The following is a 26,300-nucleotide window of genomic DNA, read 5'->3' as shown; positions in this document are numbered from 1 at the left end:
CGTCGCCTTTGATAATGACGTTCAGATCTTTAATCTCGCCGGCGACGGCCGCGCGCCCGGCGCGCACCGCGGGCCCCGCGGGCGCGGCGGAGCCGCCGCCCGGCCCGCCGCCGGCCGTGCCGGACGCGCCCGAGCGCGCACCGGCGTCTGCGGCCGCGGAGCGGGCCGCCGAGGCTTCGCCGCCGGACGGCGCCGCGCCGGACGCGTCGGCGGCGCGGCTCGGCCGGCTGCTCGCGGCGAAAAATCGCCGCGGCCGCTAGCGCCGGCCGGCACGTTGCAGGGAATCGCCGGATATCGGACCGGCGGTTCCCTGTTTTACGTTCGCAAGCTTTCGCGAAAAGCGAACGTTTGTTTTGGCGAAAGCTAGCCAATTTTGTCTATTTTCGCTACAATAGAGAAAAGGGACGCCTGCGGATTCGCCGCGGCGCCAACCTGTTTGCGGGGGAGGAAAGCCTTTTGTCCAACAATCGCTACTCCGTCGGCCTGATCATCGTGGCGGTCGGCATCGTGCTGCTTCTCGGGAAGCTCGGCGTTTTCGGATTTTTTTGGGGAACGTTCTGGCCCGTCTTCTTGCTGGCTCCCGGCTTGCTGTTCCACGCCCTGTACTTCAATCGCACGCTGCCGTCGGGCGTTCTGATCCCGGGCGGCATTCTCGTGACGATATCGATTTTATTTTTTTTGTGCACCTTGTTCGGCTGGGGCTTGATGGCGTACCTGTGGCCCGGCTTCATCTTCGCCGTCGCCGTCGGGCTGTACGAGTTTTATTTGTTCGACAAGCATAGCCCGCGCGGCACGCTCGTCGCCGCCCTCGTGCTGGCGATCGTGTCGGGCGTCCTGTTCGGCATGACGATTTTGTTCACCGTCGGCATTTACTTCATCGCGCTCGTCCTGATCGCGGTCGGCGCGTACTTGATTTTTTTCAACAAGCAGCGCCGTCCCTGGTGACGGCGAAACGAACGACGAACGCCCCGGATACCGGGGCGTTCGCGTTTATTTGACGGCATCGACGATCCGGGCGAGCGCCTCCCGGACCGGAGTGGCCGGACGACCGAGCAGCTTCTCGAAATCGCCGCTTTCGACCTCCAGCGTGCCTTCCCGAATGCCCTGCTGGATGCCGACGAGGAAGGGGATGATGAAGTCGGGGACGCCCGCGCCCTTCATGATGTCGGCATAAGCGGCGTCGTCGACCTGCCGAACGGGCACGTCCTTGCCCAATACGGCGCCGACGGCGGCCGCCAGCTCCTCTTGCGTCAGCAGCTTGCCCGAAAGCTCATAAATCGTATTGTCGTGCCCGCTCCCTGCCAAAACGGCGGCGGCCGCCTCCGCGTAATCTTGCTGCGGCGCCCAGCCGACTTTGCCGGAGCCGGCGGACGTCACCCAAGGGGCGCCGGCCATCGCGGCTTGAATGCCCGACGTTTCGTTTTCCAAGTACCAGTTGTTGCGCAGGAAGGAGTACGGAATGCCGGTATTCGCAATGGCTTCCTCCGTGGCGCGATGAGTGGGAGCGAGGAAGTTGCGGCTCTCTTTCGCGTTGGCGATGCTCGTGTACGCGATAAAGCTTACACCGGCGCGCTTGGCGGCATCGACCGCATGGGCGTGCTGGCGGATTCTCGTCTCGTTGTCGCCGTCCGCGGAGATGAGCAACAGCCGGTCGATTCCCGAAAACGCCGTCTCCAACGTCTCCGGCCGGTCAAAATCCCCCTGGCGCACCTCGACCCCGCGCGCCTTCCATCCTTCGGCTTTGTCCGGATTCCGGACACTGACGGCGAGCCGGCTTGCCGGTACCGTCTTCAACAGCGTCTCCACCACTTTGGATCCCAATTTCCCCGTTGCGCCTGTCACCAATAATTTCATAATCGTTTCCCTCCAGTAGTTGGTTTGTTGTAATAACACACGTTATAACATACATGGTTACAACATGCGCATTATAAAAGCTCCGAGGGGGAGCTTTTATTGAAAGGTACCGATGAGCTGCTCCAGCGTCGTCCGGGCGAGCCTTTGTTCCATGGCGGATTGCGCGGCCTGCAATTCCGATTGCAGAGCTTGCTCGATGTTCCGGCCGACGGGGCAATTCATGTTGGGGCTTTCGTGCATACGGAACAGCCGGTTCTCCTCCGTCACGTCAACGGCACGATAAATGTCGAGAAGCGTAATTCGACCGGGCTCCTTAAGCAAAGTCGCTCCGCCCACCCCCGGACGAACGTCCACCAAACCGGCCTTTTTCAGCATGCCCATGATTCTCCGAATGACGACCGGGTTCGTATTGACGCTGCCGGCGATGAAGTCCCCGGTGCATTCGTTCGGACTGACGGCAATAAGGGACAGCGTATGCACGGCCATGGAAAAGCGCGTACTGATCTGCTTCATCGTAATCACCACCGCTGTAACCATTCTAGTTACAATTATTCGATTTGTCAAATCCGTTATGATTGATTGCTTTCATATCCGGATGACCGTTATTCCCGCTCCCGTGTCGGTCCTCCTCAGTTGGAAACGAACGGAAACGCCCGAACGAACCGGGAATCTTGAATGTGCCCGACGATAAATCGGGCCAGGTCGGCGCTGCGCACCCGCAATCCCGGCATATCGCCTTCGTCGAACCGGATTCGTCCGATGGCCGGCCCTTCGGTTACGAACGATATCCGGAACAACGTCCAATCGGCGTCGCTGTTTCGGAGAACGGCGAGCTCTTTCGCTTTATCTTTCATCATGGCCGGATACGAGAGCCGGAATAAGGCGGCCCCGATCCGGTTGGGAATCGATTTGCGGTCGCCGGGTACGTCCAACGATGCTCCCGTAACCCCGATATACCGTCGAATGCCTTTCTCTTTCATGATTTCCACAATTTGCCCGGTTACGAGACTGTAGAGCGGAAACGTTTCCTTGTTCGGCTGGCCGAACGCATTGATGACGACGTCGCAGTCCGCAAGCAGCGAGGCGATGGCCGCCCGGTCCCGGGCATCGCCTTGGACGATTGCCAAGCGTGAATCGGCTGCCGTCACGCGTTCCGGATTTCTGGCGAGCATTCGAACGGCATACCCGTCCTCCAACGCTTGCTTCACGATTGCGCGGCCGACCTTGCCCGTTCCGCCGATGACGGCCATCTTGCCCGTTCTTTTTTCCATGGTAATCCTGTCCATGATGGTAATGACGGCTTTTCATTGCCCGTTACTCGTCCTTTTTCGACTTTATCATAAAAAGAATCGGATCCGCCAATCCGGTTCCACCGTTTTCTGAAAAAACTTATGAACATACGATCACCGCTTTTCTTGCTTTTTCGCGGCCGAATCTATATAATTCTAGGTGTGTCAAGCGTCGGCGCATCGGCCCGACGCTTCTTTCATGATTGGCCGGACACGGGGCGCCCCGATCCCCAAAAAGGCTCCGCCGTTCGGCCGCGACTCGACTTCTTGTACTTTTTGGGGAATACGGAAAGGATGAATACCGACTTTATGCACGCCAGAGACAAAATACGCAACATCGCCATCATCGCGCACGTCGACCACGGCAAGACGACGCTCGTCGACAAGCTGCTTCAGCAATCCGGCACGTTCCGCGAGAACGAAGCGATCCAGGAGCGCGCCATGGACTCCAACGATTTGGAGCGCGAGCGCGGCATTACGATTTTGGCCAAAAACACCGCCATCACGTATAAAGACTATTTCATTAATATCGTCGACACGCCGGGGCACGCCGATTTCGGCGGCGAGGTGGAGCGGATCATGAAAATGGTCGACGGCGTCCTTCTTGTCGTCGACGCGTTCGAGGGCTGCATGCCGCAGACGAAGTTCGTGCTGCGCAAGGCGCTCGAGCAAAATTTGACCCCGATCGTCGTCCTGAACAAAATCGACCGTCCGAACGCCCGTCCGGCCGAAGTCGTCGACGAAGTGCTCGACCTGTTCATCGAGCTCGGCGCGAACGACGACCAGCTCGACTTTCCCGTCGTCTACGCCTCGGCGCTCCAAGGCACGTCCAGCTTGAATCCGGACGAGCAGGGAGGCGACATGCAGGCGCTGTACGATACGATCGTCAGCCATATACCCCACCCGACGGAAGACCCGTCCCAGCCGCTTCAATTTCTCGTCACGCTTATGGACTATAACGAATATTTGGGCCGCATCGCGATCGGCCGGATCAACCGCGGCGTCATCCGCCAAGGCCAGCCCGTCGCCGTCATGACCCGCGAAGGCGCGACGAAGCAGGCGCGCATCGAGAAGCTGTTCGGCTTCCAAGGCTTGAAACGGATCGAGATCGAGCAAGCCGGAGCCGGCGACATCGTGGCGCTGTCCGGCATCAAGGATATCAACATCGGGGAGACGATCGCCGACCCGGCCAACCCGGAGGCGCTGCCCGTGCTCAAAATCGACGAGCCGACGCTGCAAATGACGTTCGTCGTCAACAACAGCCCGTTCGCCGGCAAGGAAGGCAAATGGGTGACGTCCCGCAAGCTGCGCGAGCGCCTGTTCAAGGAGCTGGAGACCGACGTGTCGCTGCGCGTCGACGAGACGGACAGCCCGGACGCCTTCGTCGTATCCGGCCGCGGCGAGCTGCACCTCGGCATCCTGATCGAGAATATGCGCCGCGAAGGGTTCGAGCTGCAGGTGTCGAAGCCCGAGGTTATCGTCAAAGAAATCGACGGCGTCAAGATGGAGCCGATCGAGCGGCTCATCATCGACGTGCCGGAAGACAGCATGGGCGCAGTCATGGAAAGCCTCGGCACGCGCAAGGCGGAAATGGTCAACATGACGAACACCGGAACGGGCACGGTCCGTCTCGAATTTCTCATTCCGGCCCGCGGGCTGATCGGCTACCGGACGCATTTCCTGACGCTGACGCGCGGGTACGGGGTCATGAACCACGCGTTCGACAGCTACGGTCCGTACGTCGGCGCGAACGTGGGCGGCCGCCATCAAGGCGTGCTCGTGTCGTTCGAGACGGGCGTCGCGACGACGTACGGCATTTTGTCGATCGAAGACCGCGGCATATTGTTCCTGCATCCGGGTACGGAAGTGTACGAAGGGATGATCGTCGGCGAGCATACGCGGGACAACGATCTCGTCGTCAACATCTGCAAGGAGAAGCAGCTGACGAACATGCGCGCCGCGAGCAAGGACGATACGGTGAAGCTGAAGACGCCGCGCGTCTTCTCGCTCGAGCAGGCGCTCGAATATTTGAACGACGACGAATATTGCGAAGTGACGCCGAAGTCGATCCGTCTGCGCAAAAAGATTTTGAACAAAAGCGAACGGGAAAAAGCCGAAAAAACGCGCAAAATGGCCGAGTCGAGCGTCTGACGCTCGTTCGGCCTTTCGGCCCGTTACAGGCAAAGGAGGCGTGTGCCGATGCAGCAATGGCTGTTCGAGCATCCTTGGATCACGTATATTCTGATTTACGTCTTTCTCGTCTATATTTATAACAAAGTGTTCCGCATGCGGAAGCTGCCGCCGCTGAAGGACGCGGTCATCTACTTGACGATCGCGGTCGGCGCGTTCATCCTGCTGCTGTTCCAGCTCGATCTCGAGCTGCCGATCGTCGTCAGCCTCGGCGTCGCCGTGGCGCTCATGCTGACGGTCCGGATCCGGTATTGGATGCTGGACCGCGAAAACCGCAAAAAAGGCGGAGCCGGCTCGTCCGACACCGGTTCGTCCGGAGGCGGCCCGTCCGCCGACGCCGGTAACGGCACGGGAACCCAGACGGCCGACCGTCCGCCGTCTTGAGTCGAGCGTACGTATTCCGATCCGGGTCATGCGATAGGGGGGGAGACGGATGGAGCGTTACTGGTTGACGCCCATAACGGGGATTCGCCCGCTGACGCTCGGAGCCGACCGTTTCGTATGCGCGCCGCCCGATGAGCTGGCCGGCTTCCGCCGGTCGCTGGACGCGGTTCATCCCCGTCTGCTGCTGTCGTTCAAAGCGCGTCTGCTCCTCCCGGACACCGGGGCCGGCGGCTCCTGCGGCGCGGAGGATGCGAATGGCATGCTGGACGACGGACGTGACGTCGTGTTCGACAGCGCTCCGCTTCCGTTGTCCGACTGCGGGATGGCGCTGCTGGACAGGCTGCTCGCGCCCGCCGAGACGGCTTCCTTGCTGGAGACGTTCGAAGCGGGCTCGCCCGTCTTGCCGGCGTCGCATCGGCGATGGCTCGCCGCGATGCGCGATTGGACCGGGAAAGGGTGGAGCGTCATTTTGCTAAAGGAGGGGCCGGAGACATGAAGCTGCAGGACGCTTTGTTCAATTGGCTGCAAATCCGCCTCGTCGCCGAGGCGAGACCCGACGACAACGCGGCGAAGGAGACGGAATCGTTTTTCGCGGAGGTGCTGCGCGACGACCATCGGCTGACGGACGTCCGCATCGCATCGACCGACGATACGATGGTGCACGTCCGCTACGTGCACGAAGGCAAGACGAAAACGCAGATGTTCGACAAGGAGCATGCGGAGCAACTGCTGCACGACATCAACGCGAATCCGAAATACAACGACTGAAAGTGGTGACTTCCGATGCCGACGGCCGGTTTGCCGCCGCTGCCGCCGCGTCAGCGGCGCAAAGGCTCCCGAACGTTTTTGAAGGTGCTGCTCTTTATCATCGTCCTCATCCTGCTGGCCGTACTCGGATACGCCGCTTACTTGTATTACAAAATCGATTCCGCCATCGACCAGGTCGGCGCGCCCGCATCGGCTCCCGTGACGAAGCCGGTCGACGCGAATCCGGTAACGGTGCTCGTGCTGGGCGTCGATACGCGGCCGAAGAGCGGCAGCTTGAACACCGATGTCATCATGGTCGCCTCGCTCAATCCGGCGCGCAAGACGGCTTCCGTCGTCTCGATTCCGCGCGATACGCTGATCAAGCAGAGCGGCTATTCGCAGGGCAAGGCGAATTCGTATTACGCCGCCTTCCATAACGCCAACAAGTCGACCGCGGACGCCAAGACGAAGACGCTGTTCGGCAAAGTGCTGGGCGTGCCGATCGATTACGTCGCCAAAATCGATTTCAAAGGATTCGAGGAAATCGTCGACAAGCTCGGCGGGCTGACGCTCGACGTCGACATGAACATGTGCTACATAGACAAGGAAGACGGGACGGAGATCAAGCTCAAGAAGGGGACCCAGACGTTGAACGGCGACGAGACGCTCGACTTCGTCCGGTACCGCAAGGGCAACTGCCAAAACGCCGCCGACTCCAACGACATCGAGCGCAACGAGCGCCAGCAGCAGGTGATCGGGGCGATGATCGGCAAGCTCAAGTCGCTGGACGGGCTGCTCAAGCTCGGCACGGTCATCGAAGCGGCCGGCGGCAACGTCGAGACGGATATCCCTTCGTCCCAAATCAAGAGCTTCATTCGGACATATATGGGCATCGATCGCGATAAAATAAACTATGTTCATTTGGAAGGCGAATGGCAGAGCCCTTACATCGTCGTCCGCACGGACGAATGGAAGAAGGCGCAGTCCGCCTTGCAGCAGCAGCTCAAATGACGGGTAGGACCGGAGCGCGTCCCGTCGTCAGCCAAGTCGGCATGCCCCAAACGGCTATGGCTGACGAGACGCGCTCTATGGTATACTGAAAGCAAGCCGCACTTCAGGAGGATGACGTATGGCTGAAACGATTACCGCTTTGACGGAGCAACTGTTCTCCCAACTGCAGAAAGAAAAGCTTGTCCTGCTCGCCACCATCGACGCGGAGACCGGCGCTCCGAACGTGAGCGCGATTTCGTGGGTGTATGCGGTTAGCCCCACGCAGGTCCGTTTCGCGATCGACCAGCGATCCCGTCTTGTCGCGAACATGAAGAAGCATCCGCAGGTGACGCTTACGTTTTTCGGCGAAGGCACGGTCAACGCGCTTTACGGCCAAGCGTCCGTCGTGACGGACGCCCTCGAAGGCGTGCCCTTCAAGCTGACGTGCTTCGACGTGGCTTTGGAGGCGGTCCGGGACGCGATGTTTTACGGCTCCCGCGTGTCCGTCGAGCCCGAATACGAGAAAACGTACGACAAGCGTGCGGCGGAAAAGCTGGACGGACAAGTTTTCGACGCCATGAAAAAAGCCTAGTTCCATCGGAACCGGGCTTTTTGCGTCTTCGTAAGCTTGTCGCTTTATGACGGTCGCCGTCACATTTGCTTGCCGCCCATCTGGTTGGCGTCGTCGGTCCGGGCGGGCGGGTTGCCTTGCGGCGTAATGTCCTTCGGAATTTGCGGCACGATGCGGCCGATCATGTCGGCCAGCTCCTCCGCGAAGCCGGCAATCGGACGGCCTTGGCGAATGTCTTCGCGAATTTCCGCGATGCGCCCCGCCAAATCGAGATCGGCGGTGACGAACGCATGGACGCCGTACGGGTCTTTGCGCAGCGCCTCGGCCACCGAATATTTGATGACGTCGACGCGGCTCCGTTCGAGCTCCGGATCGACGTTGATGCCGACGATCGCCGTATTGCCGAGCACGACGCAGCGGGCGCTTCTGACTTGGGGGATGCTCGCCGCCAGCTTTTCCAGCCGATCGGTCACTTCTTGCTTGTTGCGGATTTCCGGCTTGCTCGGAACCGTCTGCTGCACTTTGATTCCGTTTTGCCCGTCCGGAGAGGGGGAAGCTTCGTTTTGCGGCGCTCGACTGCAGCCGCCCATAATCGCAATCGCCATCACGAGGACAACGACATTCCGCATCTCAATCGCTCCTATCTGTTCCTGAATTCGCCATGGTTAGTTTGTCCGTTTCGACATCGAATATGTACAACGAGAGCCATACGCCAAGCCGGGAGGGGACGCTCATGAAAAAAATTTACGTATTGGATACGAATGTCCTGTTGCAGGATCCTAACGCCGTCTTCGCCTTCGAAGACAACGAAGTGATCATTCCCGCAGTGGTGTTGGAGGAAATCGACTCGAAAAAACGGAACGCCGACGAATTGGGGCGCAACGCCCGATCCGTTTCCCGATTGCTGGACGGATTGCGCGAGAAGGGACGGCTGCACGACGGCGTCGAATTGGAACGCGGCGGCAGCATCAAGGTGGAGCTCAATCATCGCAGCTTCCAGAAGCTGCAGGACGTCTTCGGCGAAATTACGAACGACAACCGCATTCTCGCGGTCGCCTTGAACTATCATCTCGAGGAGCAGCAAAAGCCGGAGCCGAGGCCGGTCGTGCTCGTCAGCAAAGACACGCTCGTGCGGATCAAGGCCGACGTGCTCGGGCTGACCGCGGAAGATTATTTGACCGACCGCGTCGTCTCGACGACCGATCTGTATCCGGGGTATTTGACGCTGCACGTTCACCCCGGCATCATCGACAGCTTTTACAATGCGAGATTTTTGCCGGTCACCGATTTGAATTTGAATTATTCGTTCCATCCGCACGAATTCGTCATCCTGCGCGACGAGCTCGGCACGTCCAAGTCGGCGCTGCTGAAGGCGAGCGCGGACGCGAAACGGCTGGACCCGTTATTTTTGAGCAACGATCCGGTATGGGGCATCGGAGCCCGCAACGTGCAGCAGCGCATGGCGCTCGAGCTGCTGCTGAACGACGACATCCCGCTCGTCACGCTGAGCGGCAAGGCCGGCACCGGCAAGACGCTGCTGGCGCTTGCGGCGGGGCTGATGAAGATCGAGGACGAGCGCAAGTACAAGAAGCTGCTCATCGCGCGACCGGTCGTGCCGATGGGCAAAGATATCGGTTATTTGCCCGGCGAAAAAGACGAAAAGCTGCGTCCGTGGATGCAGCCGATCTACGATAATTTGGAATATTTGTTCGATACGAAAAAGTCCGGCGACATCGAGAAAATATTGGCCGGCATGGGCAGCATCCAGGTGGAAGCGCTGACGTACATTCGCGGGCGCTCGATTCCGGGGCAGTTCATCATTATCGACGAAGCGCAAAACCTGTCCAAGCACGAAGCGAAAACGATCGTCTCCCGCGTCGGCGAAGGCAGTAAAATCGTCCTGATGGGCGACCCCGAGCAGATCGACCACCCGTATCTCGACGCCTACAGCAACGGGCTCACGTACGTCGTGGAGCGGTTCAAGGGGCAGGCGCTCAGCGGGCATATCAACCTCGAGCGCGGCGAGCGGTCGCAGCTCGCCCAGCTGGCGGCGGATTTGCTGTAAAGCGGCGCGGACGAAACGAATACGATAGCGAAGCCGGCGGGAGGCGTCCCGCCGGCTTTTCCGGCTTCAGCCGGTCGATTCGGTCGAAGGCGGCGCGAAGCCCGTTCCCCCGCCGCGGGACGCGGCGTCGACCGCTTGACGGCACACGTCCGCGATCGTCCGGACGCCGGCGTACGGTTGTGATGAGCTCGGCACGAGAGACGCGCCCGGGCTGTACGAGCGGTACGGCTTCGTCCGCAAAGAAATGATGCAGCGGCTTCCGGGGTGATCGGGCGCTCCCGTTCACCGGCCTTCTTGACTTGAAACTTTTCGGTTTCGTATACTGGGGACAAACGGCACAGGAGATGAATCCGATGAACGAGGAAGTCGTCAAGAAGCTGCGATATAAGGAAGGGAAAGCGATCGTCGTCAACCCGCCCGAGGGATTCCGGCTCGGCATCGAGACGGGCACGGATCTGGACGAGGGGGCGTACGATTTTTTGCTCGTCTTCGTCTCGAGCGCGAAGGAAACGGAGGAATGGCTCCCGCGGGTGATCCCGGCGATCAAGGAGGACGCGGTGTTCTGGCTCGCCTACCCGAAGTCGTCGTCGAAGCGCAAGACGGATATCAACCGCGACATTTTGTGGAAGATCGTCGAGGAATCGACCGATTACCGGCTCGTCAGCAACGTGGCGATCGACGAGACGTGGTCCGCACTCCGGCTGCGCCTGAAGGATAAGGTGAAGGCGAAATAAAGAAACGGCGCGCGAAACGGGCGCCGGTGCGAAGAAGGAGAGGAAGAGCCCCCAGGGGCTCTTTTTGTCATTGGACTCATCATGTATTTGACTTCTTCACGTTCTGTTGAATTCCTGTAAAAAAAGGGGATGATCGTAAAATTGATTTCTTTTCCGGCAAGTGTGCTTTATTTACAATCGTGCATATGAGGGGAGGTGGTAGAGGGCAATGAACGTCGATTAAAAAGTGGTAGGGCTTCTAACACCTTAGAGAGGAGAAGCATGACGACAATATCAATCATGGGAGAGGTGTAAGGAAAGTGATTCATTTTCCGGTGAGAAAACGAATATCGATTCTGCTGCTGGCATCCATCTTTTTCAGTTTGTTTGCAAGCGCTCTCACAAGCCGTTCCGTACAAGGGGCGGAGCTGCTAAGCAGTCAGAATTTGATCGCCAACGGCGGATTCGAGGATGTCCAAAACGGGCTTCCGACAGACTGGCAGGCTACGGTGCCGAGCGAAGCATCGCATATATCCGTAGTTACTTCCAACGTTTACGAAGGGACGAAGAGCCTGAAGCTGCACGACGACGGTACTGTCGCCAATCTTGAGGTCGGTGTGAAGAAGACGAACATTCCGGTCCAAGTCGGCGAAAGCTATTCCATCAAGCTGAAGGCGAAGGTGGAACAAGGAAAAATTCACCTTATAGCGAGATCATATGATGCAAATGGGGTCTCCCAGTATCAACAGCATGCGGAACTCAATGCGGCGGCCGACTGGCAAGACCTGACGGTGAGCGTAACGCCACCGCAAGCGTATAGCCATCATATGGACATTTTCATTTATGAAAGAGATACCGAATCTCCGTCGCTGACGTATGTCGACGCATTATCCATGGTGAGAAATGAGCGCTCGTTGGTTACCAATGGCGGTTTCGAGGACAACCTGACCGGAATGCCGGCAGGCTGGTCGGCGACGGTTGATGCAAATGCTTCATTGATCGCTTCGGATACCGCCAACGTCTATGAAGGAACAAAAAGCGTGAAGATTCAAGATGACGGTTCCGTCACTGGCCGTGAGGTCGGTGTGAAAATGACTAACATTCCGGTACGATTGGGCGAAGTCTATGCTTTTAAGGCAAAAGCAAAAGTTGCCCAAGGGAAAGTTTATGTGATTGTCCGGTATTTCAATGCCGCCAACCAATCAAAGTCACAAGTGTTTAAGGAGCTGAGCGTGGCAGCCAATTGGCAAGATCTCTCCTTCCCCGTAACGCCTCCGGAGGGTTATAGCGATCATGTGGACATTTATATATATGAAAGACAGACCGAGGCTCCAACGCTAGCCTATATTGACGCTGTTTCCCTTATACAGTCTGAACAATCCGTGATCGGAAATGAAGGATTCGAGGATAATCAGACAGGAATCCCGGCAGGCTGGGAGGCGACTGCAGATGCAGCGGCTTCGAATATCACTGCGGAAACTTCCAACGTTTATGAAGGCGCGAGGAGCTTGAAGCTCCACGACGATGGAGTCGGGGGAGTCCGGGAGATCGGCGTACAGACGGCGGCGATTCCGGTTCAAACCGGCGAAACGTACTCCGTCAAAATGAAGGCGAAGGTGGAACAAGGGAACATTCATTTGATTGCCCGGTATTTTAACGCAAATGGCGATTCCATCGATCAAGAACATGCGGAACTGAGTGCTGCGGCGGGTTGGCAAGACCTGACTGTGACGGCTGAGCCTCCCCAAGCGTACAGCGATCATGTGATTATATACATTTATGAAAGAGAATCGGAAGCGCCTTCATTGACCTATGTAGATGCTGTTTCCATGGTACAGGAAGGACACTCCCTGGTGACTAACGGCGGCTTCGAGGACGTCCCGAGCGTGGACGGGCTCCCTACGGGGTGGGAACCGACCGTACCCGCACAAGCTTCGCGTATTACTTCGGATACCGCCAATGTCTATGAAGGTACGAAGAGCTTAAAGCTGCACGACGATGGAAACCTCGGGGACCGGGAAGTGGGAGTGAAAACCGGGAAAATCGCGATTGAGCCTGGCGAAAGCTATTCGGTTAAGCTAAAGGCTAAGGTTGTGCAAGGGAAGCTGTATGCGATTACCCGATTTTATGAGGCAAACGGGAAATATGTTTCTCAGCAAGGGTATGCGGAATTGAGCGCGGCGCCGAATGCTTGGCAGGATATGAAGCTTACGGTAACGGCTCCACTGACGCCGAATCTTTATATGGTGATTATGATCTATGAGAGAGAACTTGAGAAGCCGACACTGGCTTATATCGACGCGGTCAGCATGAAAAGGGTGAACCCGCTAGCTTGGCCGGTGGATTTAAAGCTCGGTGAATATATGCATTTTCGCCCGGCGGACGGAATTGTGACCGTTCAGAATGCTCCTGATTTTGCTTGGCCGTATATCGCTGATGCGGATAAGTATGAGCTTCAGATTGCGTCAGACGAAGCCTTCTCCCAATTGGCTTACAGCAAGAATGACATCAAGACCAATTTTCAAAGTCTTGCCGATCCGTTAACTCCAGGAGCGACTTATAACTGGCGCGTGCGTTTTCATAAAACGATAGGCTGGTCGGAATGGAGCGAGAGCCGCCAATTCCGGTTGGATCCGCATGCCGTAGAGCTCCTGATTCCCGATATTGAGACGATGATGAAATCGGTGCCGCTGGCACATCCAAGAATCTTTACGACCCCGGATGACCTGGAGGACTTCCGCGAATTGAAGGATGGAATCGGGAAGCCTGTCTTCGCTAGTGCAGTGGGACACGCAGATAAAAATGCGAAATTACCGGATGAACCCGACCTACTGGGAGGACTTACACCAGGTACAGAGGCTTATCAGAATAAGGTCAAAGAAGTCAGGAGGATTACCTTCGCAGAGACCCGAATCATGACATCGGCCGCTTTTGTCTATTTGATTACAGGCGATGCCTCTTACGGCCAATTTGCCAGAACGAGATTGTTAAATTTAACAACCTGGGATTACATCAACGGGGATACGAGTTATAAGAAAGGAGATCAATCATTCAGGGAAATCGCTTTAACGGGAGCTATTACCTTCGACTGGATTTATGATCTGCTTTCGGAAAGCGATAAGGAGGCTGTGCTATCCATGATTGCCGGCCGCACACAAGTTCTGGTTGACGATATTTTGGGTGTGAATTCGATGATGAAAAATCCGTGGAATTCCCACGGAGGGACGGCAACAGGGTATGTAGCCATGATTTCGACCGTTCTGCTGAACGACAGCACCGCTGTGAACGGAGAGCCTATTTCAGTTAGAGCCCGCGATTGGTACCGTCTTTCTGTTCCGGTCCGGATCAACACGTTTCCACCGGTAGGCGGGGACGAAGGCGGGTGGGCTTCCGGTACGGGTTACTATCAGTACTCCCATTTCTCGGACAAAACGGTGGCCGACGCCATATTGGCAGCAACAGGGGTTGATTTATACAAGAAGGCGCACACGCGCAACGAGCCCTTATTCGACTTGTATTTTCTGCCGAACGGTCAGAAGCATGGCGTATTTGGAGACGATACAACTCAAGGTATCAGTCCGACTACCGTAAATAACTCGCTCCGGCTGGCGGAGAAGCTGAAAGATCCGCATATGCAGTGGTATGCGAACGCCGCTGGTGTCCAACGAGACCTTGCAGACAGTAATTATCTATATAGTTACCCTTACGGAGATGCGAGTGTGCCGGAGCGCCCGCCCGTGGATCTTCCGACTGCAAGATGGCTCCAGGACGTAGATTGGGTAGCCATGCACTCCAGTCTCTATGATCCGGAACGGATTTCGCTTTATTTCAAATCCAGCAGGTACGGCAGCTACAATCACAGTCATGCGGATCAGAACAGCTTCGTCATCAGTGCTTTCGGAGAACAACTGGCGATTGACGCCGGACGCTTTGACCGCTATGGAAGTCCGCACGATACGCGCTTCCACAGGGCGACGGTCGCGCATAATGCGATTACGTATGACGACGGCAAGGGGCAAAAAGTATGGGATATGAACGCTTCGGGGAAAATCACCGGCTTTGCCACAAGCGAAGCTTTCGACGCTACTATAGGCGATGCCACGCAAGCCTACAATGTAGACCCGGCGAATCCTGGGCTAGATCAAGCGCAGCGAAGCATCATTTATGTGAAGCCGAATATGTTCGTAGTCATTGACAATCTGAAGGCGAAAAATCCGGCAGGCTCCGAGTTCGAGTTTTTGCTGCATGCCAACAATAACTTGACACTCGATGCCGATCACCAAGGCGCTACCATCGTGCAGAACACTGCGGCGCTGAAAGCCGACTTTCATTATCCGGCGGTAGAGGAAGCTTCCGTGACGAATCAATATTTGGATGCGGACGGCATTGAAGTTAAGCCTGAAGATCCATTTAAGAACGCACCGCTGCAGCAGCACGCCAAGTTTACGTTCCCGAAGGCGCAGAGCGCTACGCTCGTGTCCACCTTTGAACCTTATCGCGTAGGGACGCAGCCTACAGGTGCGGTGGCATCGGTTAACGCAGGAGACTATCAGAAGCTTACTTTTGCCGACGGAACTAACGTATATGCTCGTCTTTCCGGCAGCGGGCTTGTTCAAGCGGATAACCTCCAGTTCGATGCCGTCGCCGTCGCGGTCAAAGGAGATAACCTCCTGATGGTCGGGGGCACGAAGCTGGTCAAGGACGGGATTACCCTATTCCAGACGGATCAACCGGCAACAATCTCATTGAACGCTGACGAGCTCTCGATTTCGAGTGACAAACAGGTTCAAGCCTCGATTTATGCGCCGACTGTCAGTATGCTGGTGAACGAGAGGTATGAGTCCGTTCCACAAGGCGGCGACGTCACGGATACGGTCCGCTCCAAGGGTGTACATTGGAGTAAATCCGGCAACGTAGTGACAGTAACTTCGGAGCATGGTGAAAAACGCTTCAAGCTTCACCCGGCGCAGCCGCCCGGGGAGAAAACGCCGATGACGCTTAACGTCGAAGTGGACGGAGAAACTTCTACTATTTCGCTTAATGTTTATGGAACTTTCGATGGAAGTGTTGCCGGTTGGGGAGCTTTAACGAATGTTGAAGCAGGACTATACGAAGTACTTCAGGCACCGCCGGGACTGGTATTCCAGAAAACCGGTTCGACCAAGCCGGTCATGTTCCTGGAAGCATCGCCTAAAGTAATCCTGCAAGGAATCGGCGGAACGCTGCGCTTACGATCGGCTGGTTCCAGCTCCATAACGCCTTCCGAGCAGTTGGACGATTTTAACGCTGTCAGAAGCGGGCTTGCCTCTTTTAAAGAAGCGGAGTTTTTCCAGTATACCGGAGGAGCAGGTAAATTTGACGTGTACACACGTGATCATTTATCAAACGGAACGGGTGTTGCCGAATGGAAAACGACTGGACAGAACATCTCCTGGAAATTGGATGTGCCGAGCTCCGGATATTATGACGTCGTGGTGAAGTATGTAGGCGGATGGAATATTCTCGACGACGATTATGGAACTACTCGCGTAATTAAGCTGGGGAATGGCATGTACACGACAAAGATTAAGCGAACCTTCGATTGGGGGACCGATCCTAAATATTGGAAGGCGCTGCAAGTCCATACAGGAAAGTATCTGGAACAAGGCACGGTGGATTTGACCATGTGGCACCAGGCAGGGCCGATGAACATCGACTGGGTCGGACTGGTTAAAGTGGAAGGAAGCGAAGCGGACAAAACCGCTCTTTCCGCCCAGATCACAGTTACGCAGTCCATATACGCAGAGGACTATACGCAGACATCGTGGACGGCGCTGCAAACGGCTTTGTCAAATGCGATTGTTGTACGGGACGATGTGGAGGCGACCCAAGACCAGGTTGATGGAGCATTGGCCGCTCTGCAAGCGGCTCAGGGAGCGCTTGTGCCCCGGGCGGCGGGAGTTCCGGGGAAGCCGGTGCTTTCGAGCAACAGCGGACATGCGAACGGTTTGCACGACGGAAACTACAAGGTGACTATGAATCTGTGGTGGGGCCAGAACGGAACGAGCTACACGCTGTACGAGAACGGGGTGGCTATCGATTCGAAACGGCTGACGGACGCGTCCCCTGGCGCGCAAAGCGCGGAAACGATCGTTTCAGGCAAGCCTAACGGTACTTACGTTTATACATGCGAGCTAAAGAATGCACGCGGGACGACTGCATGCGAACCTGTAACCGTAGTTGTTAAGGACGCGAACCCTGGGAAACCGGTGCTGGCCCATGATAATTGGGACAACAACGGAGAATACCGGATCACGATGAACATGTGGTGGGGCGTGAACGGCACGACTTACAAGCTGTACGAAAACGGCTTGTTGATCGATACTCAGCAGCTTTCGGCTAATACGCCTAATGCCCAGTCGGCCAGTACGACGGTTGCGGGAAAAGCGGCGGGGACTTATCAGTATAAGGCGGAGCTTATTCATGTATCCGGGGTTACCGAGAGCAGTGTGATTACCGTAATCGTCAAATAAAAGACCAAACGAGTCGCGTTCGATCGCGATCGGCGGCTATACGGCGGAAGCGGCGGCGCCGGCGGCCGGTACGCTCGTCTTTTCCGTCATGCCCCAGTCTGCGGCCGGAATGACGGGGGAAGCCGCTTCCGTTACGAAGTAAAGGTTGCCCGCTTGCGAATTCGTTTGGTACGATAGGGAGGCTGCTCGCCAAAAGCCGGAGCCGAACAGGAGGGAACCTATGATTCGCAAATCAACGGAGCACGACATCGGCCGACTCGTCGACATTTGGCTGGACGGCTCGATCCGGGCCCACCATTTCATCGACCGGGACTATTGGATATCGAAAAAGGAAGAGATGGCGCAAGTGTACTTGCCCATGGCGGAAACGTACGTGGAGGACGAGGGGAACGGCCCCGTCGGGTTTCTGTCGCTGGTGGACGGTTATTTGGCGGCGCTGTTCGTCGACTCGGCCCACGCAGGCCAAGGCATCGGGCGGAAGCTGCTGGAATACGCGACAACGCTGAAACCGGAGCTGGAATTGAAGGTGTATCGCGACAATGCCGGCGCCTGCCGCTTCTATGCCCGCAACGGCTTCGTCGTCCGGGAGGAAACGGTGGACGAGGCGACGGGCGCGCGCGAGCATGTGATGGTTTGGAAACGCGCGGACGGATAAGCGCCCGGGCGGCAGGGTCAGCCTTGCCGGGTCATAGGGGAACGTCGGAGCGGTGCCAATAGCTCCGAAACAACGAAAAACCGGTCGGGAACCCGAAGTTCCTCGGCCGGTTTTTCGTTCGCGCCGAATGGCGGGATCGAAGAGATCAATGAAATTTGGGCAGCCAGTCGCCGTGCGCTTCGATCATCGCGTCGCACATCGCCACGATGTCGTCGATCGACAGCTCGGCGGACGTATGCGGGTCGAGCATCGCCGCATGGTAAATATGCTCTTTCTTGCGCGTGCGGGCCGCTTCGATCGTCAGCAGCTGCGTATTGATGTTCGTCCGGTTCAGCGCGGCGAGCTGCGGCGGCAAGTCGCCTACATACGTCGGCGTAACGCCGTTGCGGTCGACGAGACACGTCACCTCGACGCACGCCTCCTTAGGCAGGTTCGTGATGAGTCCGGTATTCATGACGTTGCCGCCGATGCGGAACGGATTGTTCGTCTCCATCGCTTCCATCATGTACGACGCGTATTCGTGAGAGCGGGTATGCTCGATGTTTTTGTTGTTGACGAGCTCCTCGCGCATCGTTTTCCATCTTTCGATTTGGCGGATGCAGCGTCGCGGATATTCGTCGAGCGGGATGTTGTAGCGCTCGATCAGCTCCGGGTAGTTCCGCTTGATGAAGTACGGATGGTATTCGGCGTTATGCTCCGAAGATTCGGTTACGTAGTAGCCGAACCGGAACATGAGCTCGTAACGGACCATATCGTTATGCTTTTCTTTCTGTCTTTCGGCCGCGCGGCGCTTGATCTCGGGATACAAGTCGACGCCGTCCTTCGTCACCTCGAGCAGCCAAGCCATATGGTTGATGCCGGCGATTTTGGCCTGCACGCCTTCCATGTCGAGGCCGAGCGGCTTGAACAGATGCGGAATGCACGCCTGGACGCTGTGGCACAGGCCGACCGTTTTCACGCCTCCGTCCGTATTCATGACGTTGGTAAGCACGGCCATCGGGTTCGTGTAGTTGAAAAACCAGGCGTCCGGACATACTTCCCGAATATCCTTCGCGAACTCGAGCATGACCGGAATCGTGCGCAGGTTGCGGAAAATGCCGCCGATGCCGAGCGTGTCGGCGATCGTCTGGCGCAAGCCGAACTTTTTCGGAATTTCGAAATCGGTAATCGTGCACGGATCGTAGCCGCCCACCTGAATCGCGTTGACGACGTATTTGGCGCCGCGGAGCGCTTCCCGGCGGTCCGGATAGGAGACGATGCGGCAGCGGCTGCCGGACGTCGCCTTCAAGTTGTTCAGCATGTTCTCGGAATCCTGGAGCCGCACCGGGTCGATATCGTGAAGGGCGATTTCGAACTCCTGCAGCGCCGGCGTCATCATGACGTCGCCGAGCACGTTTTTGGCGAAGACGGTGCTTCCCGCTCCGATGAACGTAATTTTCGACATGTCGATTGTTCCTCCCTTGGTATCGTTCTACAGCAACTATATAATCCGTCCGTTAAAATGAATATGGAGAAAAGCGTGTTGGACATGGAACAATGCGGCGTTATTCCGGACGGCCGAAAATGCGCTTGATTTGTGCAGCGGCTTCGTTTTCAATAGAAGAAGAGTAAAAGGGAGAACGTTATCGGGAAAGGAGCGGGTGCCTGTGAGTATGGAGGAACGTTATTCGTTTGCCGTCAATCCCCGCCCCGGCAAGGGCGAGCTGACCGTGCTGTTCAGCGGCCGGGAGCGGACGCTTCCGGCTCATAACGTCGGCCCGCAAGTGCGCGATTATTATCTCGTCCATCACGTCTTGTCGGGCCGTGGAACGTTTCAATGCATGGGCCGGACGTACGAGCTGTCGGCCGGGGACAGCTTCTTCATCTTCCCCGGGGAGCTGATCCGCTACACCGCGGACGAGCACTCCCCCTGGACGTACCGCTGGATCGGCTTCCGCGGCGATCGCGCGGAGGAGCTTCTAAGCGGGCTCGGCATCACGCAGCACCGGGCCGTCGCCAAGCCGATCCGCCACCGGCGGGCCGCCGCGCTGTTCCGCGCGATCGAGCGGACGTTCGAGACGGCGGAGCCGGGAAGCGACATGCGCAGCGGAGGGCTGATGCGGCAGCTGCTGGCCGAGTACGCGCGGGAGGACGGGAACGAATCCCGAGGAAGCGAAGGGAAGCGGAGTCCGATCGAGGAGCAGGTGGAACGGACGATCCGGTGGTTGACCGTGCAATATTCGCAGCCGATCTCGATCGAGAACATGTCGCGGTCGCTCGGCTACAACCGGACGCATCTGTCCAAAATGTTCAAGCAGTACACGGGCATGACGCCGATGCACTTCCTGCTCAAAATCCGCATGGAACGGGCGAAGCTGCTGCTTCTCGAGCAGCTGACGGTCGAGCAGGTGGCCGCCTCCGTCGGGTTCACGGACCCGCTTTATTTCTCCAAGCAGTTCAAAAAATGGTACGGCCGGTCGCCGACCGAGTACCGGCTCGAATCGGACGTTCGGACGATGTACGATTGCAACGCCTGACGTCACTCTCCATAGACGAATTCGACCCGGCACCGGTACGCCTTCGCGATCCCGTGCATCAGCTCGGCGAGCGTCCGGTCGACGGCGTAGCTCGTCTCGTTCCCGTCCGCGAAGCGCGCGATCAAGTGCTCCTCCATTTGCGCGGTCGCGTTCGCCCGGGCTTCCGGGCTCTCCGCATCGGCGAACCGGAACACGGCGCATAGACGGGCGTACAAGTAAGCCCGCTCGGATACCGAGACGAAGCCGTAATCGTCGAAAAGCGGCGTCGTCTCCGCCGTTTCGGGCAAGGCGAGCAGGTCGAATTCCTCGTACTCGAATCGGTATTCCTCCAACAGCCGCTTGACGGCTTCGCGGTTCGCTTCGTCCCCGGTAATGAGCATCTCCTTGTCGCGATCGGCCAGCCGCGCTTTGGCGGCGAGCGCCTTGACGAATTGGGCGTAATAGCCGGGCCGCTTCCCTTCGGGCAGCCGCATCTCCACCCCGTATGCCAGCATGACGATTCCTCCGTTTGTCGTTCGTATCCGGGCGCCGGGCGCCGCGGTATTCCTCATTGTAGCAATTCCGCCGCTTCGTGTCGAACGGCTCTCCCGGCTCCGGCGCATTTCGTGCACGCAAAAAAAGGTTCACGAAAGCGCTTTTTTGATATAGTATAGATGTGGGAAATTAAGACTTTCGGACTATCGTTTCTTTTCGCCGCAGCCGAAAGAAGGAGGGGAAGCCTTGTTTCGCCATCGAAACTGGCTGCTGCTCGCGTCCGCGGTTCTCTTCGCGGTCGTCCTCGCTTCCGTCCTGTTCGGCGGAGCCGGGGACCGGACGAAGCCGAGCGCGGGGGAAAGACCGCCGGAGGACGAGCCGCCGCCCGCCGCCGGCAGCGCCGAGAAGCCGCTCCGGATGACCGTAGCGATGCAGCCGAAAGAATTTCAGCTGCTGCAGCAGCTGAAGGACCAGTACGAGTCCGCGCATCCCGGCGTCGTCGTCCGGCTCGAGAACGTGCCGGAGCGGACCGCCTATGCGAAGCTCAAGAAAGCGGCCCAAGTCGGGGATGCGCCCGACGTCATGCTGCTCGACAACGACTGGGTCAGCGAATTCGCCGCCCTCGGCTACTTGGCTCCCGTCGATTCGATGCTGACGGCCGATCTTCAGGCGCGGCAGATGGAGCAGGCGCTCGCCCAAGTGAAATGGAACGGCTATTTGTGGGGCGTCCCGAAAGACGTGGACGTCTACGTGATCGTATATAATGCGAAGAAGCTGAACGAATGGGGCGGCGAGAAGCCTCCCGCTTCGACGGAGGACGCGCTTGCGCTGCACAGGCAGAATCACAAGCCGGAGGAGGGGCAGTACGGGATCGCGTTCGATCCGCAGAAGGGCCGCTCGTTCGCGGCGCTGGTCCGCATGGTGGCCGGCTCGAAAACGGCGTCCAAGACGATGCCGGTCAAGCTGAACGACGCGTCCGTGCTGAAGGCGCTGGAAACGTTTTTGTACGCCAATCCGGACGGCGTCAAGGACGAGCCGAGGCCGCTCGGCAAGTCGTTTCCGCCGGAAAGCGCTTCTTGGAAGCCGTGGGAGCTGCTTGCGCAGGGGCGGCTGACCGGATACGTGACGACGTTGTCCGATTGGAAGCAAAACGGCTCGCCCGCCGTTACGATGGCGGCGCTCCCGCTGCCGAAGGGTGAAGAGCCGTGGAAGGGCGCCTGGCTGTCCGGCAGAAGCTTCGCCATATCGGCCCGGTCGGAGGCGGGCAAAGAATCGTACGAGCTGATCCGGGAGCTCGTCTCCGCCGGCTCGGCGATGAAATTTTGGTCCGCAGCCGGCAACTTGCCGGCGCAGGCCGGCGTGTATGCATCCGGCATCAGCGCCGACGACGCGGTCAAGCGCGCGGCCGCGTTCATCGACCAAGACGACGCCTCGCCCGCCTTTCCGCAGCGGGCGAAGATGACGGCGTCGCTCGAGGCGCAGCTCGAGACGCTGTGGCGGGGCGACGTCGCGCTTAAGGCGTTCGCCGAACGGACCGAGGCGGAATGGGAGGCGATTCGTCCGACCGCGAAGGGGAATTGACGTTCGCTTCCGGCGGACGGTTTTACAAGGCGAGCTTCAGCGCGATCGTCATTTTGCCGGGAACGGTCTTGACGCCGGTCGCTTGAAGGAACGGCGCGATTTTGCCGGGGTAGAACGCCAGGTCGAATTGGCGCTCCAACGATTGGGCCGTGCTCGCCGGAAGCGGGTAGCCGTTGAACGTGACGCCGTCGATTTTGAACCGGACGGCGTTGGCGGGCTCGTTCTCGACCGCGTAGCGTCCCTGTACCGTTATCGTTACGTCGTCCGAACGGCCTCCCGCCGTAATCGACCCGTCCCCGAAGGAGAAGGCGAAGCCGCGGAACGCCTCGTCGTGCGACTGCAAAAACCGGTTCAGCTCGCCGTCCGCGATTTCCACCGTAGGGTTCAGCCCTTTGATCGCGACCGAGCCGCCGTTTTGCCCGAGCAGCTCCGGCAGCTTGGGCATGGCCGCCGCCAAAGCGGCGAAATACGTTTTGAAAAGGGGGAGCCCGCGCTCCTCCCACCGCTTGCTCAATTCCGCCATTTCCTTCTCCAGCTTCGCGCGCTCCGCGTTTCCCGCCAGCAGCCGTTCGACCTCCCGCTGCGCCCGAATCCGGTTTTGCTTTTCCGCTTCATAGGCGGCTATCGTGTCGCCAAGCTTTCGCCGGTCTTCCTCGAGCGCGTTCGTTTTCGCTTTCAGGGAACGGTACCGTTCCCTATAGTCGTCCATCGTTCGGCGATCGCGCGACACGATGAGCTGAAGCTGGTCCCAGACGTACAGCGCGTCCCGGACGGAGCGGACGCTGAGCGCGGCCAGCCAGATCGAGCTGCGGTCGCCCGTATAATAGGAACGGAGCACGTCCGCGGTTTTCCGCTTCATCTCCGCGATTTGCAAGGAGGCTTGCTCCGCGTCGCGCTCCGTTTCCCGGATGCGGACGCTCAGCCGGCTTTGCTCGTCGGCGAGCCGGGCGATTTCGCGGTCCAGCTCGTAGACGGTCAGCCCTTTCTCCAGCAGCCGCCGGTTGCCGGCGTCGGGCTGCGCCGCCGCCGCCCACGGCCCGGAGGCGAGCAGCAGACAGCCGAGCAGCGCCGTCGCCGCCAATCGCATCCATCGTTTCGGCATCGGTTGTCCCCCCGTTCTTTCCGTACTAAATGTATCGAACGGCGGGGCGATTTATGCTTACGAAAAACCGCACCGTGTGTACGGTGCGGCCGCATTCCTTCTTATTTTTTCGGAAGCCCCTTCAGCAAATCCTCGAACGGCTTCGTCTTCGCCGGTACGTCCTTCTCGAACGCGGGCGGCTCGTTGATGCCGGACAGCGCGTAGTCGAGCTTCATCCGGAAGCCGCGCGGCGTCCCGGCGGAAACGGCCGTTTCTCCGCTCACGTCGAGGGCGATCCGCTCGACGAACTGCTTCTCGCCGACGGTAATCCGGATCGAGCCGGGCGCTTTCAGCCGAAGCTCGGCGCCTCCCGCGCTTTTCGCCGCCGCGTCGGCCTTCGCTTGGGCAAGCAGCCCGGCGTCGCGCAGCATCCCCGCCCATTCGGGCGCTTTCGTCCGGAGCAGCGCGGACAGCTCCTGCGCGTTCCGGTCGGTGATGTCGACGGCATAGGTGACGGCCGTGCCGCCATCGCCGGATTTCGTCTCCGCGAACCATTTCGGATCGATGTCGGCGAGCAGCTTGTCGAGCATGCCGGCCATCGCCTCGTTGGAGCGGCCGAGCGCTTCGGGGGACAGCGGACCGGCCGCCGGCGCCGCGGCCGGATTGGCCAAGTCGAACGCGATATATTCGTCCGGCTTGTTGACCAGTGGAAACTGCGCATACATTTTGTTATCCTTGATAAGAATCGGGACGGAGACGGACGCTCCGGATTTGGGCGTCATCTTGAAGGTCGCCTCCAGCCGGACCGGGTCGCGGCTCGCCGCTCCGGCAAACTCGACGGCGGCACCGTTCAGCGCGTTCAGGAGTCCTGCGGCAAGCGGCTTGGCGGCGCTATCGGCGGCGGCCTCCCATTCGACCGACAGGCTGCCGGCGAACCGGTACTGGCCGACTTCGGCCTGCTTGCGGATCGCCTGCCGGACCGCTTCTTTTTGCTTCGTGCCGTCCGAGCACCCGCCGAACAGCAAAGCGGCGGCGGTCAACAGGGCGGGGACGACGAGCAGCCTTTTTTTGTTCACGACGGATCTCTCCTTGAATTTCGGATACGGGTATGATGGACGTTACCATTATACTCGGTCCGTTCTCATTTGTCTGTATGTCAAGTCGTACCAGATCGAGCGGAAGGAGAGGCGGCATGCCGAACGAGACTTACCCGGGGAATGCGCTGGAGGCGATCATACGAGGCGAAATCGCCCGTCGTCCGGCCGGCGCGATTCCGTTTCGGGATTATATGGAGCTGTGCCTGTACCACGACCCGTACGGCTACTATCGCCGGAGCCGGACGAAGGTGGGCAAGGACGGCGATTTTTACACGAGCGCTTCGGTCGGTACGATTATGGGCGAGATGCTCGGCCGCTATTTCGTCCGACTGGCGGACGAGCTCGGGTTCGCGGACCGGCTTCGGATCGCGGAGTGGGGCGGAGGGACGGGACGAATGGCGGGCCATATCCTCGACGCGATCGCGTCCGCCGCGCCTTCCGCGTACGACCGGCTCGATTACGCGATGATCGAGATCAGCGCCCATCACCGCGCGCTGCAGCGGGAGGAGCTGGCCCGGCACAGGGCCGTGCGGCATGTCGATGCGGATGAATGGCTCGAGTCGGTGCCGGACGAGCCGATCGTCGTGTTCTCCCACGAGCTGCTGGACGCGTTTCCGATCCATCGGGTGGAGCGAAGAAACGGCCGACTGTACGAGTGGTACGTGGAGTGGGACGAGAAAGCCGGACGGTTCGCCGAAAGGCTGGTGCCGATCGACGAGAGCGGCGCGGCGATGCGGTTTCTCGAGCGGGAAGGGATAACGCCTTGCGAGGGGCAAATCGTGGACCTCAATCCGGAAGCCGCCGAATGGATAACCCGCATCGGCTCGCGGATGACGCGTGGGGCGATCGTGACGGTCGATTACGGGGATACGGCCGACGAGCTGTACGCCCCGCACCGGATGAAGGGGACGTTTCTTTGTTACCGGAACCATCAAGCGTTCGACGATCCGTTCGCGTATCCGGGCGAGCAGGATATGACGGCCCACGTCGATTTTACGGCGTGCATCCGCGCCGGCGAGGCGGTCGGATTGACGTCGCGTCCGCTTAGGACGCAGCAGCGGTTTCTGCTCGACGAAGGCGCGCTCGGGCTGCTCGCCGCCCATGACGGCACCGATCCGTTCGGGCCCGAGGCGAGGCGCAACCGGGCGATTCGGCAGCTGCTCGTCGGCGATCGGATGGGCGAGCTGTTCAAGGTGCTGACGCAAACGAAGTCGGGCTGACCCGACGAAAAAAAGGTGACCGCCGGTTATGTACGATTGCTCCGGCAGGTCACCTTTTCGGTTGTCATCGGGACGGATGTCGCTTACAGCTCCATCTGGAAGAACGACCAGTACGTAAATCCCAAGAAGGAAAGAACCATGTATCCCCAAAAAATCAAAATGTACGTACGTTCGGACAAATTCATATAACCCAAGACGACGAAAGCGGCGGTTTGGAAAAAGAACAGCAGCGCCATCTCCTTCATGTCGCCGGCCAGCGCCATCAGACCGATCGCGAGCGTCCAAAAGCCGAGCACTCTGAACATGCGAGCCACCATTACTCCCCCTCTCTGTTGAAACGATCGATATACGCAAAATCCTA

The 26,300-nt window shown here is 58.7% G+C and carries 24 protein-coding genes and 1 pseudogene; 15 read left to right on the top strand and 10 right to left on the bottom strand.

What is annotated here, in order from left to right; genetic code table 11:
- Both DLM86_RS32480 and DLM86_RS14285 read left to right on the top strand, forming a co-directional pair.
- Positions 1 to 260: pseudogene (locus DLM86_RS32480) on the top strand (hypothetical protein); the annotation flags it as partial.
- A 196-nt stretch (positions 261 to 456) separates the two neighbouring features.
- On the top strand, positions 457 to 945 hold the full coding sequence (locus DLM86_RS14285; protein WP_110840678.1) for a LiaF transmembrane domain-containing protein: 489 nt from the start codon (positions 457 to 459) through the stop codon (positions 943 to 945).
- Positions 946 to 990: 45 nt separating this feature from the next.
- Here the strand turns inward: DLM86_RS14285 and DLM86_RS14280 are convergent, their stop codons facing one another.
- The 3 genes from DLM86_RS14280 to DLM86_RS14270 all read right to left on the bottom strand — a co-directional run bounded on the left by DLM86_RS14280 (position 991) and on the right by DLM86_RS14270 (position 3,125).
- Positions 991 to 1,854 (bottom strand): SDR family oxidoreductase, encoded by an 864-nt coding sequence (locus DLM86_RS14280; RefSeq protein ID WP_110840677.1) that lies wholly within the window; start codon positions 1,852 to 1,854, stop codon positions 991 to 993.
- A gap of 96 nt (positions 1,855 to 1,950) precedes the next feature.
- Positions 1,951 to 2,367 carry an Rrf2 family transcriptional regulator gene (locus tag DLM86_RS14275; RefSeq protein ID WP_110840676.1) on the bottom strand — a complete coding sequence of 139 codons (417 nt, stop codon included), beginning with the start codon at positions 2,365 to 2,367 and terminating at the stop codon, positions 1,951 to 1,953.
- A 116-nt stretch (positions 2,368 to 2,483) separates the two neighbouring features.
- Positions 2,484 to 3,125 (bottom strand): NAD(P)-dependent oxidoreductase, encoded by a 642-nt coding sequence (locus DLM86_RS14270; protein WP_110840675.1) that lies wholly within the window; start codon positions 3,123 to 3,125, stop codon positions 2,484 to 2,486.
- A gap of 327 nt (positions 3,126 to 3,452) precedes the next feature.
- Here DLM86_RS14270 and typA point away from each other — a divergent pair, with 327 nt between their 5' ends.
- The 6 genes from typA to DLM86_RS14240 all read left to right on the top strand — a co-directional run bounded on the left by typA (position 3,453) and on the right by DLM86_RS14240 (position 8,046).
- Positions 3,453 to 5,294: a translational GTPase TypA gene (gene typA, locus DLM86_RS14265; protein ID WP_110840723.1), complete on the top strand. Its 1,842-nt coding sequence runs from the start codon at positions 3,453 to 3,455 to the stop codon at positions 5,292 to 5,294.
- A 48-nt stretch (positions 5,295 to 5,342) separates the two neighbouring features.
- Positions 5,343 to 5,717, top strand: coding sequence for a YlaH-like family protein (locus DLM86_RS14260; protein WP_110840674.1), 375 nt, complete (start codon positions 5,343 to 5,345; stop codon positions 5,715 to 5,717).
- Positions 5,718 to 5,766: 49 nt separating this feature from the next.
- A complete protein-coding gene (locus DLM86_RS14255; RefSeq protein WP_110840673.1) occupies positions 5,767 to 6,213 on the top strand; it encodes a hypothetical protein in 447 nt (148 codons plus the stop codon).
- Complete coding sequence (locus DLM86_RS14250) at positions 6,210 to 6,485, top strand: hypothetical protein (protein WP_110840672.1); 276 nt, start codon at positions 6,210 to 6,212, stop codon at positions 6,483 to 6,485. Before DLM86_RS14255 ends, DLM86_RS14250 begins: the two co-directional genes overlap by 4 nt.
- A gap of 15 nt (positions 6,486 to 6,500) precedes the next feature.
- Positions 6,501 to 7,475 (top strand): LCP family protein, encoded by a 975-nt coding sequence (locus tag DLM86_RS14245; protein ID WP_110840671.1) that lies wholly within the window; start codon positions 6,501 to 6,503, stop codon positions 7,473 to 7,475.
- Between the two features lie 118 nt (positions 7,476 to 7,593).
- Complete coding sequence (locus tag DLM86_RS14240) at positions 7,594 to 8,046, top strand: pyridoxamine 5'-phosphate oxidase family protein (protein ID WP_110840670.1); 453 nt, start codon at positions 7,594 to 7,596, stop codon at positions 8,044 to 8,046.
- Positions 8,047 to 8,105: 59 nt separating this feature from the next.
- Here DLM86_RS14240 and DLM86_RS14235 read toward each other — a convergent pair whose 3' ends face one another.
- Positions 8,106 to 8,654, bottom strand: coding sequence for a YhcN/YlaJ family sporulation lipoprotein (locus DLM86_RS14235; RefSeq protein ID WP_110840669.1), 549 nt, complete (start codon positions 8,652 to 8,654; stop codon positions 8,106 to 8,108).
- Positions 8,655 to 8,758: 104 nt separating this feature from the next.
- Between DLM86_RS14235 and DLM86_RS14230 the strand changes: the two genes are divergently transcribed.
- On the top strand, positions 8,759 to 10,090 hold the full coding sequence (locus DLM86_RS14230) for a PhoH family protein (protein WP_110840668.1): 1,332 nt from the start codon (positions 8,759 to 8,761) through the stop codon (positions 10,088 to 10,090).
- A gap of 66 nt (positions 10,091 to 10,156) precedes the next feature.
- Here DLM86_RS14230 and DLM86_RS32995 read toward each other — a convergent pair whose 3' ends face one another.
- Complete coding sequence (locus tag DLM86_RS32995; protein ID WP_281272142.1) at positions 10,157 to 10,285, bottom strand: hypothetical protein; 129 nt, start codon at positions 10,283 to 10,285, stop codon at positions 10,157 to 10,159.
- A gap of 158 nt (positions 10,286 to 10,443) precedes the next feature.
- On the opposite strand from DLM86_RS32995, the gene DLM86_RS14225 reads away from it, so the two are divergent.
- The 3 genes from DLM86_RS14225 (at position 10,444) to DLM86_RS14210 (ending at position 17,970) form a co-directional block, all read left to right on the top strand.
- Complete coding sequence (locus tag DLM86_RS14225) at positions 10,444 to 10,824, top strand: hypothetical protein (RefSeq protein WP_110840667.1); 381 nt, start codon at positions 10,444 to 10,446, stop codon at positions 10,822 to 10,824.
- 299 nt (positions 10,825 to 11,123) lie between these two features.
- A complete protein-coding gene (locus DLM86_RS14220) occupies positions 11,124 to 17,315 on the top strand; it encodes a carbohydrate binding domain-containing protein (RefSeq protein ID WP_110840666.1) in 6,192 nt (2,063 codons plus the stop codon).
- Positions 17,316 to 17,535: 220 nt separating this feature from the next.
- Positions 17,536 to 17,970, top strand: coding sequence for a GNAT family N-acetyltransferase (locus DLM86_RS14210; protein WP_110840664.1), 435 nt, complete (start codon positions 17,536 to 17,538; stop codon positions 17,968 to 17,970).
- 145 nt (positions 17,971 to 18,115) lie between these two features.
- Here DLM86_RS14210 and melA read toward each other — a convergent pair whose 3' ends face one another.
- Positions 18,116 to 19,414 carry an alpha-glucosidase/alpha-galactosidase gene (melA, locus tag DLM86_RS14205; protein WP_110840663.1) on the bottom strand — a complete coding sequence of 433 codons (1,299 nt, stop codon included), beginning with the start codon at positions 19,412 to 19,414 and terminating at the stop codon, positions 18,116 to 18,118.
- A gap of 208 nt (positions 19,415 to 19,622) precedes the next feature.
- On the opposite strand from melA, the gene DLM86_RS14200 reads away from it, so the two are divergent.
- Positions 19,623 to 20,486, top strand: a complete 864-nt coding sequence (locus DLM86_RS14200) for an AraC family transcriptional regulator (RefSeq protein WP_110840662.1) — start codon at positions 19,623 to 19,625, stop codon at positions 20,484 to 20,486.
- Positions 20,487 to 20,488: 2 nt separating this feature from the next.
- Here the strand turns inward: DLM86_RS14200 and DLM86_RS14195 are convergent, their stop codons facing one another.
- A complete protein-coding gene (locus tag DLM86_RS14195; protein WP_110840661.1) occupies positions 20,489 to 20,980 on the bottom strand; it encodes a hypothetical protein in 492 nt (163 codons plus the stop codon).
- Between the two features lie 226 nt (positions 20,981 to 21,206).
- Between DLM86_RS14195 and DLM86_RS14190 the strand changes: the two genes are divergently transcribed.
- A complete protein-coding gene (locus tag DLM86_RS14190) occupies positions 21,207 to 22,541 on the top strand; it encodes a sugar ABC transporter substrate-binding protein (RefSeq protein ID WP_110840660.1) in 1,335 nt (444 codons plus the stop codon).
- 22 nt (positions 22,542 to 22,563) lie between these two features.
- Here the strand turns inward: DLM86_RS14190 and DLM86_RS14185 are convergent, their stop codons facing one another.
- Entirely contained in the window at positions 22,564 to 23,643 is a 1,080-nt protein-coding gene (locus DLM86_RS14185) for a coiled-coil domain-containing protein (protein ID WP_110840659.1), read from the bottom strand.
- Positions 23,644 to 23,744: 101 nt separating this feature from the next.
- The gene (locus tag DLM86_RS14180) at positions 23,745 to 24,698 is read right to left on the bottom strand and encodes a hypothetical protein (protein WP_110840658.1); all 954 of its coding nucleotides are present in this window, start codon (positions 24,696 to 24,698) and stop codon (positions 23,745 to 23,747) included.
- 116 nt (positions 24,699 to 24,814) lie between these two features.
- Between DLM86_RS14180 and DLM86_RS14175 the strand changes: the two genes are divergently transcribed.
- Positions 24,815 to 25,939, top strand: coding sequence for a class I SAM-dependent methyltransferase (locus DLM86_RS14175; RefSeq protein WP_245954584.1), 1,125 nt, complete (start codon positions 24,815 to 24,817; stop codon positions 25,937 to 25,939).
- Positions 25,940 to 26,022: 83 nt separating this feature from the next.
- Here the strand turns inward: DLM86_RS14175 and DLM86_RS14170 are convergent, their stop codons facing one another.
- Positions 26,023 to 26,253: a DUF2626 domain-containing protein gene (locus DLM86_RS14170; RefSeq protein WP_110840721.1), complete on the bottom strand. Its 231-nt coding sequence runs from the start codon at positions 26,251 to 26,253 to the stop codon at positions 26,023 to 26,025.
- Positions 26,254 to 26,300: the final 47 nt, after the last annotated feature.

The organism is Paenibacillus flagellatus, from assembly GCF_003217775.1.
Lineage (GTDB): Bacteria > Bacillota > Bacilli > Paenibacillales > NBRC-103111 > Paenibacillus_AB > Paenibacillus_AB flagellatus.
Note: the sequence above shows the minus strand (reverse complement) of the source record. Positions and strands in the feature narration are given on the sequence as shown.

What these genes read in the sequence shown, in the direction of transcription:
- DLM86_RS14280 (WP_110840677.1), bottom strand. Translation starts at nt 1,854, where the DNA reads ATGAAATTATTGGTGACAGGCGCAACGGGGAAATTGGGATCCAAAGTG.
- DLM86_RS14275 (WP_110840676.1), bottom strand. Translation starts at nt 2,367, where the DNA reads ATGAAGCAGATCAGTACGCGCTTTTCCATGGCCGTGCATACGCTGTCC.
- DLM86_RS14270 (WP_110840675.1), bottom strand. Translation starts at nt 3,125, where the DNA reads ATGGAAAAAAGAACGGGCAAGATGGCCGTCATCGGCGGAACGGGCAAG.
- typA (WP_110840723.1), top strand. Translation starts at nt 3,453, where the DNA reads ATGCACGCCAGAGACAAAATACGCAACATCGCCATCATCGCGCACGTC.
- DLM86_RS14260 (WP_110840674.1), top strand. Translation starts at nt 5,343, where the DNA reads ATGCAGCAATGGCTGTTCGAGCATCCTTGGATCACGTATATTCTGATT.
- DLM86_RS14255 (WP_110840673.1), top strand. Translation starts at nt 5,767, where the DNA reads ATGGAGCGTTACTGGTTGACGCCCATAACGGGGATTCGCCCGCTGACG.
- DLM86_RS14250 (WP_110840672.1), top strand. Translation starts at nt 6,210, where the DNA reads ATGAAGCTGCAGGACGCTTTGTTCAATTGGCTGCAAATCCGCCTCGTC.
- DLM86_RS14245 (WP_110840671.1), top strand. Translation starts at nt 6,501, where the DNA reads ATGCCGACGGCCGGTTTGCCGCCGCTGCCGCCGCGTCAGCGGCGCAAA.
- DLM86_RS14240 (WP_110840670.1), top strand. Translation starts at nt 7,594, where the DNA reads ATGGCTGAAACGATTACCGCTTTGACGGAGCAACTGTTCTCCCAACTG.
- DLM86_RS14235 (WP_110840669.1), bottom strand. Translation starts at nt 8,654, where the DNA reads ATGCGGAATGTCGTTGTCCTCGTGATGGCGATTGCGATTATGGGCGGC.
- DLM86_RS14230 (WP_110840668.1), top strand. Translation starts at nt 8,759, where the DNA reads ATGAAAAAAATTTACGTATTGGATACGAATGTCCTGTTGCAGGATCCT.
- DLM86_RS14225 (WP_110840667.1), top strand. Translation starts at nt 10,444, where the DNA reads ATGAACGAGGAAGTCGTCAAGAAGCTGCGATATAAGGAAGGGAAAGCG.
- DLM86_RS14210 (WP_110840664.1), top strand. Translation starts at nt 17,536, where the DNA reads ATGATTCGCAAATCAACGGAGCACGACATCGGCCGACTCGTCGACATT.
- melA (WP_110840663.1), bottom strand. Translation starts at nt 19,414, where the DNA reads ATGTCGAAAATTACGTTCATCGGAGCGGGAAGCACCGTCTTCGCCAAA.
- DLM86_RS14200 (WP_110840662.1), top strand. Translation starts at nt 19,623, where the DNA reads ATGGAGGAACGTTATTCGTTTGCCGTCAATCCCCGCCCCGGCAAGGGC.
- DLM86_RS14195 (WP_110840661.1), bottom strand. Translation starts at nt 20,980, where the DNA reads ATGCTGGCATACGGGGTGGAGATGCGGCTGCCCGAAGGGAAGCGGCCC.
- DLM86_RS14185 (WP_110840659.1), bottom strand. Translation starts at nt 23,643, where the DNA reads ATGCCGAAACGATGGATGCGATTGGCGGCGACGGCGCTGCTCGGCTGT.
- DLM86_RS14175 (WP_245954584.1), top strand. Translation starts at nt 24,815, where the DNA reads ATGCCGAACGAGACTTACCCGGGGAATGCGCTGGAGGCGATCATACGA.